The following is a 13,748-nucleotide window of genomic DNA, read 5'->3' as shown; positions in this document are numbered from 1 at the left end:
ATATCTTATAAAATTGATTGTTTTTTAACTGACAAAGTCTAAAATTTGCACGTTTTTATGGGGTTAGATATTTTATGGTGAACCTACAGAGTGTTTAGCGAAATAGGTTGTATCATTAAAGTTTGGTATTTTTGTTCAACGCCTACTTGGTTCACGATGGAATCTTTATATTGTTTAGCTATCTACCCTATTTCTAATTTATTAACAGAGGCTTATTACTATGATAATGGATAATTTTGATTCTCCATTTCTTTATCATCGTCCTAAATTGGATGTCCAAGAACTAAAAAAATCTATCGTTTATAAATTAATTTTTGCTATCGGTCGTTCTCCGCGGGAAGCAAGTAAGCGGGATTGGTTAAATGCAACATTATATGCGGTGCGGGATCTGGTTACTGAAGGTTGGATTACTTCTGCGCGTCAAGCCCGTACTGATGGTGCAAGACGTGTTCATTATCTTTCAATGGAATTTTTAATCGGACGAACACTCTCTAATGCACTGATTGCAGAAGATGTTTATGGTTTAACGAAAGAAGCGTTAAGTGAGCTTAATGTTGATTTAGAAGAGATTATTGCAAAAGAAGTTGATCCGGGACTCGGAAACGGCGGTTTAGGACGTTTGGCCGCGTGCTTTATGGATTCTATCGCTACACTTGGTTTGCCGGGAATGGGATATGGAATTCGCTATGAATACGGTATGTTCCGTCAAAAAATTGAAGACGGTCAGCAGGTGGAGCGCCCTGATGCGTGGTTGGAAAAAGGCGCACCATGGGAGTTTGTGCGTTTGTCCAAACGCTTTCATGTTGCTTTTGGCGGTAGCATTCATTTTGAAGGTGGCAAATGTATATGGAATCCACAGGAAAAAGTAACCGCACTTGCTTACGATCAAATGATTCCGGGTTATAAAAATGATTCGGCTGCAACGTTACGGCTGTGGTCGGCTCATGGTGGCGAAATGTTTAATCTTGCGGAATTTAATCGTGGAGAACACTTGGCGGCGGTAGAGGCTCGTGCTTCCAGCCGAAATTTATCACGGGTTCTTTATCCGGATGATTCCACATGGAATGGGCAGGAATTGCGTTTACGCCAAGAGTATTTTTTGGTGTCGGCATCCCTACAAGACATTATTCGACGTCATAAGCGTGTTCATAATAGCCTTGATAATTTAGCAGATAAAGTGGCGATTCACTTAAACGATACTCATCCTGCTTTAGCAATTCCGGAATTAATGCGGATTTTGGTTGATGAAGAAGGCTTTGAATGGGAAAAAGCATGGGATATGACACGCAGTATTTTCTCTTACACTTGCCATACGCTTATGTCGGAAGCATTGGAAACTTGGCCGGTTGAGATGATGGCGAAAGTCTTACCACGCCATTTACAAATGATTTTTGACATTAATGATCATTTCTTGGAATACGTGAGGACTTATATTACAACAGATAATGATTTTATTCGTCGTGTGTCTCTTATTGAAGAAGGCTATCAACGCAGAGTGCGTATGGGGTGGTTGTCTGTGGTCGGTTCACACAAAGTTAACGGCGTGGCAGCAATCCATTCCGACTTAATGGTGAAATCCACTTTCGCTGATTTTGCACGTATTTATCCGGAACGTTTTACCAATGTAACCAACGGCATTACACCTCGCCGTTGGTTGGCTGTGGCAAACCCGCAATTAGCCGTATTATTCGATAAATATATTGGGCAGGAATGGCGTTGTGATTTAAGCCAAATCAAAAAATTAGAAACTGTGGCACATGAAAAAGCGTTTAAAGAGGCAGTGGCAGATATTAAATATGCCAACAAAGTTAAACTTGCCGACTATGTGAAACAGGAACTTGGCATTGAGCTAAATCCTAAAGCATTGTTTGATGTACAGGTAAAACGCATTCACGAATACAAACGCCAAATGTTGAATGTATTGCATATCATAGCCCGTTACAATGCGATGCTTGCCGAGCCTGAAAAAAATTGGCAACCGCGCGTATTTATCTTAGCGGGTAAAGCCGCATCAGCTTATTATGCGGCAAAACAGACGATCCGTCTTATCAATGATGTCGCAAAAATTATTAATAATGATGAACGCTTACAAGGGCGTTTAAAAGTGGTATTTATACCGAATTATAGTGTGAGTTTGGCACAACTTATTATTCCCGCAGCGGATATTTCTGAACAGATTTCTCTTGCCGGAACAGAGGCTTCGGGAACCAGTAATATGAAATTCGCTCTTAACGGTGCATTAACACTTGGAACCTTAGATGGGGCGAATGTGGAGATTTTGGATAATGTAGGCGAAGATCATATTTTTATTTTTGGTAATACGGTAGCCCAAGTGGAACAGCTTCGCCGTGATGGTTATCATCCGTTTGATTATTACCAAAATGATGAGGCGTTACGCACTGTGGTCGATCAGGTTATTGCTGGGGTGTTTTCACCAGAAGAACCTCAACGATATTTGTCGCTGTTGCAGGGATTGCAATACTACGATTATTACCAGGTTTTTGCCGATTTCCATAGTTATGTGGAAGCACAAAAACTAGTGGATGAAAAATACAAACATCGAGATCAATGGATTGAAAGTACTATCCAAAATATCATCAATATGGGCTTTTTCTCTTCGGATCGGACGGTTTTGGAATATGCCAAAAATATTTGGAAAATTGAGCCTCTTGAAATCAATTAAAAAATCCCCTTATAGGGATTTTTCTTTAGTTTGTACGAAAAAGTGCGGTCAAAATTGACCGCACTTTTCTTTTTTTATGTCTCGTTATTTTGTTTATACATCGCCTCTATTTGATTGCGATAACGTTCCATAATGACTTTTCGTTTGAGTTTTAAGGTTGGGGTAATTTCACCTAATTTGATACTGAAGGTCTGAGAGAGTAAAGTAAATTTTTTCACTTGTTCAAAGTGCGCTAACTCTTTTTGTACTGCATTAATACGTTGTTCAAACATTTTTAAAATCTCAGAGTTTTTTATCAGCTCTAAGCGATCTTGGTATTTAATGTTTAGTTGTTTTGCGTATTCTTCCAAGCTATCAAAACAAGGCACAATGAGGGCGGAAACATATTTTTTGGCATCTGCCACGATAGCAATTTGATCAATGAATTTATCTTTACCGATTTTACTTTCAATATATTGTGGTGCAATGTATTTGCCGTTAGAGGTTTTCATTAATTCTTTAATACGATCGGTAATAAAAAGGTTACCTTCCGTATCTAGCTCGCCTGCATCGCCGGTTTTTAGGAAACCATCTTCTGTGAAGGCTTGGACAGTTTCTTCCGGTTTTTTGTAATAACCTTTCATCACCATACCTCCGCGCACGAGAATTTCGTTATTTTCGCCAATTTTGACTTCAGCCTCTGGCATTGGTGTTCCGATAGAATGAGGGTTAAATTGCTCATCGTGCCAACATGAAACGGTTGCGGTGGTTTCCGTCATACCATAACCGAGTTTAATGTTAATCCCGATGCTATGAAAAAATAGCCCGATTGCCGGTTCTAATTTTGCACCGCCACAAGGCATCATTTTAATTCTTCCGCCTAGTAATTGGCGAAGCTTGGATAAGATGAGTTTATCGGCGAGAGCGTATTGTTTTTTTAGTAAGAAGGGAATCGGTTTTCTTTCTGTCAATAAAGTGAAACGTTTTTGTCCGATAGCGATCGCCCAGTGAAAAAGAATCTGGCGAAATTTAGAGGCTTTTTGTACTTTATCTAATATGGCTGCGTAAATTTTTTCGTAGAAACGTGGTACAGCACACATCAATGTAGGACGAATTTCCGCTAAAACCGACCGCACTTGGTTTGTGTCTTCCAAATAACAAAGTATTGCGCCACAATGAAGAATATAAGCTGCCCATGCCCGCTCAAAAATATGAGAGAAAGGTAAGAATGAGAGAGAAACATCCTGTGGTGTGACGTGAAGTGTAAGATCGTGCGCTTTTAATTGATGAGCAAGATTTGAATAATCCAACATCACGCCTTTTGGTTCACCTGTCGTCCCTGAAGTATAGATAATGGTAAATAAATCGTCCATTCGTTTATCATGCAAACGTCGATTTAATTCGGTTTGATGGTCCATTGTGCCTAGCTCAATAAATTGCTCCCAAGAACAAGAAAGAGTGTTGGGCTGAAGTTTGATACTGGGTTTCATCGCCACGATTTTTTGTAATTGAGGACAGAGTGAAGCAATGTCTAAGGCGTGGTCATATTGTTCTTGATCGCCTACGAATAGAATTTTGACATCGCCATGATTTAGTACAAATTCAGCCTGTTGTGCCGTGTTGGTTGCATAAATAGGAACTGTCACAGCGCGAATTTGTAATGCTGCAATGTCGGCAACCGTCCAACGTGGCATATTATGGGCAAAAATTGCAATTTTATCTTGTACTTGAATACCGCAAGCAAGTAATGCACGAGAAAGTTGGTTTAGCTGATTTTGGAATGCTATCCAAGTGATGTCTTTCCAAATGCCGTTTTCTTTATGGCGAAGTGCGGTCGTATTTCCCCGTGTTTTTACTTGTTGTTCAATACGATGAATAAAATGAAGATTGAGATTCATATTAACCTTATTTAGTTTAATGTTAATTGAGCTAACAGTTGTGCGCTAATATAAGGTTAAATGAAAAGAAAAGCCAGATAAATCTTTAATGTTTTTGATGATTTTGAGTGAACTCTCGTACAATTCGTACAAATTGTGAGATGGCATCACAATGTGATCGAAAATAAAAAACCGCTCTAAAGAGCGGTTAGTATGTTAGCTATTTTGATTAGCCTTTGTAGTTGTAAACATGTGCTACTAAGTCTAATACTTTGTTAGAATAACCGGCTTCATTGTCGTACCAAGAAACAAGTTTCACGAAAGAATCGGTTAATGCGATACCTGCATCGGCATCAAACACAGAGGTTAATGTGCAGCCGTTGAAGTCAGTAGATACAACCGCATCTTCGGTATAACCTAAAACATCTTTTAATTCACCGTTGAATGTTTTACCTTCTGCTGCATCTTTGATTGCTTGTTTGATTTGCTCATAAGTTGCAGGTTTTTCAAGGTTTACCGTTAAGTCAACAACAGAGACGTTTGGTGTTGGAACACGGAAAGCCATACCGGTTAATTTACCGTTTAATGCTGGTAATACTTTACCTACTGCTTTTGCCGCACCGGTTGATGATGGGATGATATTTTGTGACGCACCGCGGCCACCACGCCAGTCTTTAGCAGACGGACCATCAACAGTTTTTTGCGTTGCTGTGGTTGCGTGAACGGTTGTCATTAAGCCATCTTTAATACCGAAAGTTTCATGAATAACACGTGCTAAAGGTGCTAAACAGTTTGTTGTGCAAGAAGCGTTAGAAACGATATCTTGACCAGCATATGCATTAAAGTTTACACCACGCACAAACATTGGCGTTGCATCTTTAGATGGGCCAGTTAAAACTACTTTTTTCGCACCGGCAGTGATATGTTTACGTGCTGTTTCATCGGTTAAGAACAAACCAGTTGCTTCAACCGCGATATCAACACCGATAGCACCCCAGTTTAAGTTTGCCGGATCACGTTCTGAAGTTACACGAATCGCTTTACCGTTAACCACTAAGTTCCCGTCTTTAACTTCAACAGTACCATCAAAACGACCATGAGTTGAGTCGTATTTTAACATGTAAGCCATGTATTCAACATCAATTAAGTCGTTGATACCGACAACTTCAATGTCATCACGTTGTTGTGCTGCACGGAATACGATACGACCGATACGACCAAAGCCATTGATACCAATTTTAATTGCCATAAGATTTTACCTTCTTAGTTAAGTTAAACAAATCGTTGTGTTTAAGAAAAAAGAGTATTCCCTAAAACTTTTGGCCGATTATAGCATGAGCGTTTAGATAAAACTAGAAATCCGATTTTTTTGTGATCTGCATCAAAATTTAGAAATGAAAACTATCACTTTTAGCGATTTTTGAGCGAATGGCGTATTTACTTTATATTTCAATAATATTATATTAACCAGTTCAGTAAAAAAAGCATGTTTCATTTAAGGTAGTGTTTATTTGACACACTTTTTTGAAGAATTTAATGAAGAATGAACCTCATGTGAGGTTTAGCTGGTCTATTTAAATTTCATTTGATTAAAAACAACAAGGAGAATACAAAATGAAAATTTTGTTAAAATGCAGTTTATCCGCGATTTGTTTAGCATTAGTAGTTGGTTGCTCCGGTTCGGGCGATCACAGTGATGCACAACCACAACCACAACCACAACCACAACCACAACCACAACCACAACCACAACCACAACCACAACCGCAACCGCAGCCACAACCGCAACCGCAGCCACAACCGCAGCCACAACCACAGCCGCAGCCACAGCCACAACCACAGCCGCAGCCGCAGCCGCAGCCGCAGCCGCAGCCACAACCACAACCGCAGCCACAACCACAACCACAACCGCAGCCACAACCACAACCGCAGCCACAACCGCAGCCACAACCACAGCCGCAGCCACAACCGCAGCCGCAACCTCAGCCACAACCTGAAGCTCCTCAATTATCTAAAAATATTGTTGGTTTTTATGGTAACTATCTTGAGAGTAACGGAATAAAAGAAACCGGTGATAATATGGTGGGGCTGACAACTTTGGTCATTGATGGTGAGCCGCTTGATTTAGGAGCCGATAGCGAGAATATTAAATCTATAGAATATTCACGTTATGGTAGTGTTAAATTACCTACTGGTGATTGGGCTATTTTCTCACAAGGACATGATGTAACTGTGCTACCAACCGGAAAGGCAACGTATGAAGGTGGTTTTTGGGGTCTTTTAGGTTTCGGTAAAAATGTATCCGGAATTGCCCATTTTGATGTGGATTTTGCAAATAAGAAAATAGATGGTCGTTTTGAAAGGGATGTTAAGGTTGGATATACCCCTTATTTTCGTTTTTCTGGCTCTATCGCAGGCAATAAATTTGAAGGAAAGGGGACCGCGGAGGATTATAGTGCAGGTTCAAATTTGGATATAAAAGGGCGTTTTTATGGTCCGAACGCTGAAGAACTAGGCGGCATTTATGAATCTGATGCGGTCAAGGGGGCGTTTGGTGCGAGTCAAATTAACAAACAAGACAGATAGTCCTAAAATTAGAGGTTTTTATGTCGCAAGGCAATTTGTACATTGTATCCGCTCCTAGTGGAGCGGGAAAATCGTCGCTGCTTACCGCATTGTTGGAAAAAGAGGACAACATGCCGAAAATGATTTCCGTTTCGCATACAACACGCGATCCGAGACCCGGTGAAATTGATGGCGTACATTATTATTTTGTTTCTAAAGAAGAATTTGAATCCTTGATCAAACAGGATTTATTTTTCGAATATGCTACGGTGTTTGGTGGAAATTATTATGGCACATCATTGCCGGCAATTCAGGAAAATCTGGCAAAAGGAATTGATGTTTTTTTGGATATTGACTGGCAGGGGGCGCAACAGATTCGTAAAAAAGTGGCAAATGTAAAAAGTATTTTTATTCTTCCTCCCTCATTGCCGGAGTTGGAGCGCCGTCTGATTGGCCGTGGTCAAGACAGCGAAACGGTCATTATGGAACGTATGGCAAAAGCCAAGAATGAGATTTCTCATTATGATGAATACGATTACGTTATTGTCAATGATAATTTTGAGCACGCATTAGCAGATTTACAGAGTATTTTACGTGCAGAACGTTTAACGAAAAATTATCAACAAACAGAAAATGCCAGCTTAATTTATCAGCTACTAGATAAAAAGCATAAGATTTAGTATGATAACTCCCCTTTGTATCCCTTATTTTTAAATGAACCGGAGTAATAGAATATGGCACGTGTTACAGTACAAGACGCAGTAGAAAAAATTGGCAACCGTTTTGATTTAATTTTGACCGCAGCACGTCGTGCGAGACAATTGCAATTGCATCAACGTGATCCCTTGGTACCGGAAGATAATGATAAACCAACAGTTATTGCGTTGCGTGAAATTGAAAAAGGATTAATCTCTAATGAGATTATGGATGCCCAGGAACATCAAGCTATTACAGCAGTTCAGCATGTAGAAGCAGCTGCAGTGGCATTAATTTCCGAATAATTTCAAAAGTGCGGTTGATTTCAACCGCAGTTTTATTTCAACCATTCATTTAATAATCCGAAAAAGTCAGGTGTCCTTTGGAATTGTTTGCAGATTTAGAACGAATTATTCAAGGGTATTTGCCCGAAGATAAAGTTGAATTAGTCAGACGTGCATTTGTTATAGCAAGAGATGCACACGAGGGACAATTTCGTTCAAGCGGAGAACCCTATATTACCCATCCTGTATCAGTGGCTTCCATTATTGCGAAAATGAATCTTGATCATGAAGCAGTGATGGCAGCGTTGTTGCACGATGTTATAGAGGACACACCTTATACGGAAGAAAATCTTAAAAAAGAATTTGGTGCAAGCGTTGCCGATATCGTTGAGGGCGTGTCAAAGCTTGATAAATTAAAATTCCGGACACGCCAAGAAGCTCAGGTAGAAAATTTTCGCAAAATGATTTTGGCGATGACCCGTGACATTCGAGTGGTATTGATTAAACTTGCAGACCGAACGCACAATATGCGTACATTAGGAGCATTGCGCCCTGATAAGCGCCGTCGTATTGCTAAAGAGACTCTTGAGATTTATTGCCCCCTAGCACATCGTTTAGGCATTGAGCATATCAAAAATGAACTAGAGGATTTATCCTTTGAAGCGATGTACCCGCACCGTTATAAGGTATTGAAGAAACTAGTGGAAGTTGCAAGAAATAATCGTCAAGATCTTATTGAACGTATTTCTAGTGAAATTAAAGAGCGGTTAGAGAATGTGGGGATTGTTGCTCGTGTGTGGGGGCGAGAAAAACATCTCTATAAGATATACCAAAAAATGCGTGCAAAAGATCAAGAATTTCACTCTATTATGGATATTTATGCGTTTCGTATTATTGTGAAAAATATTGACGATTGTTACCGAGTATTGGGTCAAATGCACAACCTCTATAAACCCCGTCCGGGACGAGTAAAAGATTATATCGCCGTACCAAAGGCAAATGGCTATCAGTCTTTACAAACTTCTATGATTGGCCCGCATGGCGTACCGGTAGAAGTCCATATTCATACGGAAGATATGGAACAAGTAGCGGAAATGGGGGTGACAGCGTACTGGGTATATAAAGAAAGCGGTAAAAATGATAGTACAACCGCTCAGATCCGCGCTCAACGCTGGTTACAAAATTTGGTTGAAATTCAACAAAGTGTAGGAAACTCCTTTGAGTTCATTGAAAATGTAAAATCTGAATTTTTCCCAAAAGAAATTTTTGTTTTTACTCCAAAAGGACGTATTGTTGAATTGCCGAAAGGAGCAACTGCGGTAGATTTTGCTTATGCGGTACATTCTGATATTGGTAATACTTGTGTAGGGGTAATGGTTGAATATAAACCTTATCCGTTATCAAAGGCGTTGGAATCCGGTCAAACGGTGAATGTTCTCACTGACCCGAATGCACATCCTAACGCTTCTTGGTTGAATTTTGTTGTAACTGCCCGTGCTAAAACCCGCATACGTCACTATTTAAAACAACGCTGTGAAGATGATGCTGTAAAACTCGGTGAAAGAGAATTAAACGCTGCATTGCAACCGCATCGTTTATCGGATCTTTCTCTACAACAAATTCAAACGGTTTTGGATGAACGAAAACTTTCTTCACTTGATGGATTGTTGCGCGAAATCGGTTTAGGCAATCAACTTGCCTCTGTTATTGCCCATCAATTAGTAGTAGGAGAGTCAATAGAAATTGATGTGGACGGTAATACGGAAAATCATTCAAATACCTTAACAATTGCGCCAGCTTTAATGGCTAACATGCAATTTGCCAAATGTTGCCACCCGATTCCGAATGATCCAATTATGGGATGTAGTACTCTGAATCATGGGCTCATTATTCACCACCAACAATGTGAAAATCTTAGAAATGCCCACCAATTAGTCAAAGCTAAATGGGAAAAAATGCAAAGTGCGGTTAATTTTGATGCTGAATTACAAATTGAAATCTTAAATGAAAAGAGTGCTTTGCCAAGTTTAATGACAGCGATCGGAGCAAGCGAAAGCAGTATTCAAAACATTTGGACGGAAGGGTTGGAAAATAATTTGTTGCTCGTGATTTTGCAAATTAGCGTGAAAGACACAAAGCACCTCGCCAATATTTTATATCGCATTAAGAGAATTACCGGTGTGGTGAGTGCAAAGCGTAATATTAATGCCTAGTACATTATGGTTTCTTCTCTTCTTGACTCGGTCCCTCTTACCACGCTTTCAGGTGTAGGGGCGGCAGTTTCTAATAAACTTAGCAGAATCGGTATTAATAATTTACAAGATCTACTTTTTCATTTGCCGATTCGTTATGAGGATCGAACGTGTATCACGCCCATTGCAGATCTACGCCCTGATCAATATTTCACTATTGAAGGAATTGTGCAAACTTGTGAGGTCACTTTTGCCCGCCGTCCGATTCTGTCTGTCAGCCTGTCTGATGGCACATCAAAAATAATGTTACGTTTTTTCAATTTTAATGCGGGAATGCGTAACAGTTTTCAAATCGGTGCTCGTGTTAAGGCGTTTGGAGAAGTCAAACGTGGGCGTTATATGCCGGAAATTCATCATCCGGAGTACCAAATTATTCGTAACAATACACCGATTATACTGGAAGAAACGCTTACACCTGTTTATTCCACTACGGAAGGACTAAAACAAAATACGTTACGAAAGTTAGTAGAGCAAGCATTAAACTTACTTGATAAAATGCAAATCGCTGAAATTTTGCCTAATGAATTTAATCCTCATCAATTCAACTTAAAAGAAGCATTGCATCTATTGCACCAACCGCCACCGGATATTTCCTTAGATGCACTGGAAAAAGGGCAACATCCTGCTCAGCAGAGATTAATTTTTGAAGAGTTGCTCGCGCATAATCTCGCCATGCAAAAAGTGCGGTTAGGTACGCAACAATTTTCGGCTTTGCCTTTGCGTTATCAAACGGATTTAAAACAACGATTTTTAATGAGTTTACCTTTTCAACCAACTAATGCTCAAACAAGGGTTATCGCTGATATTGAGCAAGATTTGGCAAAAGATTATCCTATGATGCGCTTGGTGCAGGGGGATGTGGGATCGGGTAAAACTTTGGTGGCGGCATTAGCAGCGTTGATCGCAATTGATAACGGTAAACAGGTGGCTCTGATGGCTCCGACAGAAATTTTAGCCGAGCAACATGCCAATAATTTCCGTCATTGGTTTGAGTCTTTTGGTATTAATGTGGGTTGGCTAGCTGGCAAAGTGAAGGGAAAAGCACGTCAAACGGAGTTGGAAAAAATCAAAAATGGTGCGGCACAAATGATTGTCGGTACCCATGCACTGTTTCAAGAAGAGGTAGAATTTGCAGAACTTTCTCTTGTGATTATTGATGAACAACATCGTTTTGGTGTGCATCAACGCTTAATGCTTCGTAATAAAGGGGAAAAGGCAGGATTTTACCCTCATCAATTAATTATGACGGCAACTCCGATACCAAGAACATTAGCGATGACGGTATATGCAGATTTGGATACATCTATTATTGATGAATTGCCTCCTGGGCGTACGCCAATTACAACGGTGGTGATTTCGGAAGAGCGACGGGATGAAATTGTTGAGCGCGTAAAAAAAGCTTGTGTCAGTGAAAAACGTCAAGTCTATTGGGTATGTACTTTAATTGATGAATCCGAAGTGCTGGAGGCACAAGCTGCGGAGGCGATTTGGGAAGATTTAACCAAAGCGTTACCTATGTTAAGAATTGGTTTGGTACATGGGAGAATGAAACCACAAGAAAAACAAGAGGTCATGCTACAGTTTAAAAATGCCGAGTTAGATTTGTTAGTCGCAACGACGGTGATTGAAGTGGGCGTAGATGTACCGAATGCCAGTTTGATGATTATCGAAAATGCCGAACGATTGGGCTTATCACAACTTCATCAATTGCGTGGACGCGTTGGGCGAGGTAACACAGCCTCTTTTTGTGTTTTAATGTATAAACCGCCATTAGGAAAAGTCTCACAAAAACGCTTACAAGTACTACGAGACAGCCAAGACGGTTTCTTCATTTCTGAAAAAGATTTGGAAATCCGTGGTCCGGGTGAGGTACTGGGTACAAAACAAACAGGAATTGCTGAGTTTAAAGTCGCAAATTTAATGCGTGATCGTAAAATGATTCCAACGGTACAACATTATGCCAAACAATTGATTCAAAACTATCCGGATATAGCAGATTGCTTGATTAAACGTTGGTTGAATAACAAAGAAATATATTCGAATGCCTAAAAGTGCGGTCAATATAGAAAGAGTTTTTTTATGGAGATAGAAAAAGAACGTCCGACAGTCCTTTTTTTTGATTCAGGTGTGGGCGGATTTAGCGTATATCGCGAAACGAAAAAATTGTTACCTGATTGGCATTATCTTTATTGTTTTGACAATGGCGGCTTTCCCTACTCGGAGCGTTCGGAAGAAAGCATTATTCAGCGTACATTATTTGCTTGTCAATTAATTGATATGCAACATTCTTTGGACGCAATTGTCATTGCTTGTAATACAGCTAGCACGGTGGTTTTGCCTGTTTTACGGGAAAATTTTTCTATACCTATTATTGGTACTGTTCCGGCAATTAAACCTGCTGCAGAGATTTCAAATACAAAACATATTGGGCTACTAGCAACAAAAGGAACGGTAAAGCGCCACTATGTAGATGAACTGATACATAAGTTTGCTCAGGATTATCGAGTGGAACGATTAGGCTCGACAAAATTAGTTGAAATTGCCGAACAAAAAATTCGTGGAGATTCAGTAGATTTGCGCACTTTAAAAGAGGAATTATCGCCTTGGATTGATATGCCGGATTTGGATACGTTGATTTTAGGATGTACCCATTTTCCTTTAATAAAAGATGAAATTAAATTATGTTTACCTCAAATCAAGTATTTTATAGATTCGGGTACGGCAATTGCAAAACGGGTTCAATCTTTGCTTGGTGGTGTGAATGTGAGAGATAGGGAGAAAAAAGTGAATCAAATGTTTTGTACGAAACATTTTTCAGAAGAATCGCAATTCAACCAAATATTACATTTATGGGGATTTGAATCTTTAAATGTAATAGAAATTAGTTAAAAAACAGCCGACTTGGTGGGATTTTATTCAAAATCTCATTTTTTTAAATTTTTTTGAAAAAATCCCTTGCGTGGTGTAAAAAAATGCCTATAATGCACGGCACACAACGACGCACTGTTGTGAACCTTTAAGATTAGCAGTGCGTCGTTATTTTTTGCTCTTTAACAACAAATCAGACAATCTGTGTGGGCACTTGTTAATTGACTTGTTTAAAAATTTTAATTTAAAGTCTTAATAGGTGCTGAAACTAGAAATTCATAATTACTTTAAAAGTAGTGTTTTATTATAGCGAAGCAGTTTATTGAGCGATTGAACTTTTGAATTGAAGAGTTTGATCATGGCTCAGATTGAACGCTGGCGGCAGGCTTAACACATGCAAGTCGAACGGTAACAGGAGAAAGCTTGCTTTCTTGCTGACGAGTGGCGGACGGGTGAGTAATGCTTGGGAATCTGGCTTATGGAGGGGGATAACTACTGGAAACGGTAGCTAATACCGCATAAGGTCTAAGGACAAAAGGGGGCG

10 protein-coding genes and 1 rRNA gene are annotated in these 13,748 nt (G+C 39.7%); 8 read left to right on the top strand and 3 right to left on the bottom strand.

Annotated elements, in window-relative coordinates:
• Positions 1 to 220 precede the first annotated feature (220 nt).
• Positions 221 to 2,683: a glycogen/starch/alpha-glucan phosphorylase gene (locus A3GE_RS0110035; RefSeq protein ID WP_018357127.1), complete on the top strand. Its 2,463-nt coding sequence runs from the start codon at positions 221 to 223 to the stop codon at positions 2,681 to 2,683.
• A 74-nt stretch (positions 2,684 to 2,757) separates the two neighbouring features.
• Here the strand turns inward: A3GE_RS0110035 and A3GE_RS0110030 are convergent, their stop codons facing one another.
• The 3 genes from A3GE_RS0110030 to A3GE_RS12140 form a co-directional block, all read right to left on the bottom strand.
• Positions 2,758 to 4,560: an AMP-dependent synthetase/ligase gene (locus tag A3GE_RS0110030; protein WP_018357126.1), complete on the bottom strand. Its 1,803-nt coding sequence runs from the start codon at positions 4,558 to 4,560 to the stop codon at positions 2,758 to 2,760.
• Between the two features lie 208 nt (positions 4,561 to 4,768).
• Positions 4,769 to 5,788 carry a type I glyceraldehyde-3-phosphate dehydrogenase gene (gene gap, locus A3GE_RS0110025; protein WP_018357125.1) on the bottom strand — a complete coding sequence of 340 codons (1,020 nt, stop codon included), beginning with the start codon at positions 5,786 to 5,788 and terminating at the stop codon, positions 4,769 to 4,771.
• Between the two features lie 321 nt (positions 5,789 to 6,109).
• Positions 6,110 to 6,529 carry a hypothetical protein gene (locus A3GE_RS12140; RefSeq protein ID WP_154647138.1) on the bottom strand — a complete coding sequence of 140 codons (420 nt, stop codon included), beginning with the start codon at positions 6,527 to 6,529 and terminating at the stop codon, positions 6,110 to 6,112.
• A gap of 89 nt (positions 6,530 to 6,618) precedes the next feature.
• Here A3GE_RS12140 and A3GE_RS12135 point away from each other — a divergent pair, with 89 nt between their 5' ends.
• From A3GE_RS12135 to A3GE_RS0109990, 7 genes are all read left to right on the top strand, one after another.
• On the top strand, positions 6,619 to 7,125 hold the full coding sequence (locus A3GE_RS12135) for a transferrin-binding protein-like solute binding protein (protein ID WP_078060905.1): 507 nt from the start codon (positions 6,619 to 6,621) through the stop codon (positions 7,123 to 7,125).
• Positions 7,126 to 7,145: 20 nt separating this feature from the next.
• Entirely contained in the window at positions 7,146 to 7,784 is a 639-nt protein-coding gene (gene gmk / locus A3GE_RS0110015; protein WP_026215471.1) for a guanylate kinase, read from the top strand.
• 54 nt (positions 7,785 to 7,838) lie between these two features.
• Positions 7,839 to 8,105: a DNA-directed RNA polymerase subunit omega gene (rpoZ, locus tag A3GE_RS0110010; protein WP_018357122.1), complete on the top strand. Its 267-nt coding sequence runs from the start codon at positions 7,839 to 7,841 to the stop codon at positions 8,103 to 8,105.
• Positions 8,106 to 8,182: 77 nt separating this feature from the next.
• On the top strand, positions 8,183 to 10,297 hold the full coding sequence (gene spoT / locus A3GE_RS0110005; protein ID WP_018357121.1) for a bifunctional GTP diphosphokinase/guanosine-3',5'-bis pyrophosphate 3'-pyrophosphohydrolase: 2,115 nt from the start codon (positions 8,183 to 8,185) through the stop codon (positions 10,295 to 10,297).
• A 6-nt stretch (positions 10,298 to 10,303) separates the two neighbouring features.
• Complete coding sequence (gene recG / locus A3GE_RS0110000; RefSeq protein WP_018357120.1) at positions 10,304 to 12,385, top strand: ATP-dependent DNA helicase RecG; 2,082 nt, start codon at positions 10,304 to 10,306, stop codon at positions 12,383 to 12,385.
• A 30-nt stretch (positions 12,386 to 12,415) separates the two neighbouring features.
• Complete coding sequence (murI, locus tag A3GE_RS0109995; protein ID WP_018357119.1) at positions 12,416 to 13,225, top strand: glutamate racemase; 810 nt, start codon at positions 12,416 to 12,418, stop codon at positions 13,223 to 13,225.
• Positions 13,226 to 13,544: 319 nt separating this feature from the next.
• Positions 13,545 to 13,748: ribosomal RNA gene (locus A3GE_RS0109990) — 16S ribosomal RNA — on the top strand; the annotation flags it as partial.

The organism is Rodentibacter pneumotropicus DSM 21403 (genome assembly GCF_000379905.1).
Lineage (GTDB): Bacteria > Pseudomonadota > Gammaproteobacteria > Enterobacterales > Pasteurellaceae > Rodentibacter > Rodentibacter pneumotropicus.
This window is presented reverse-complemented; position numbering and strand designations above follow the sequence as displayed.

Bases quoted from the DNA above. Each gene is read 5' to 3' on its own strand.
- gap (WP_018357125.1), bottom strand. From the start codon at position 5,788: ATGGCAATTAAAATTGGTATCAATGGCTTTGGTCGTATCGGTCGTATC.
- A3GE_RS0110035 (WP_018357127.1), top strand. From the start codon at position 221: ATGATAATGGATAATTTTGATTCTCCATTTCTTTATCATCGTCCTAAA.
- A3GE_RS12135 (WP_078060905.1), top strand. From the start codon at position 6,619: ATGGTGGGGCTGACAACTTTGGTCATTGATGGTGAGCCGCTTGATTTA.
- murI (WP_018357119.1), top strand. From the start codon at position 12,416: ATGGAGATAGAAAAAGAACGTCCGACAGTCCTTTTTTTTGATTCAGGT.
- recG (WP_018357120.1), top strand. From the start codon at position 10,304: ATGGTTTCTTCTCTTCTTGACTCGGTCCCTCTTACCACGCTTTCAGGT.
- gmk (WP_026215471.1), top strand. From the start codon at position 7,146: ATGTCGCAAGGCAATTTGTACATTGTATCCGCTCCTAGTGGAGCGGGA.
- A3GE_RS0110030 (WP_018357126.1), bottom strand. From the start codon at position 4,560: ATGAATCTCAATCTTCATTTTATTCATCGTATTGAACAACAAGTAAAA.
- rpoZ (WP_018357122.1), top strand. From the start codon at position 7,839: ATGGCACGTGTTACAGTACAAGACGCAGTAGAAAAAATTGGCAACCGT.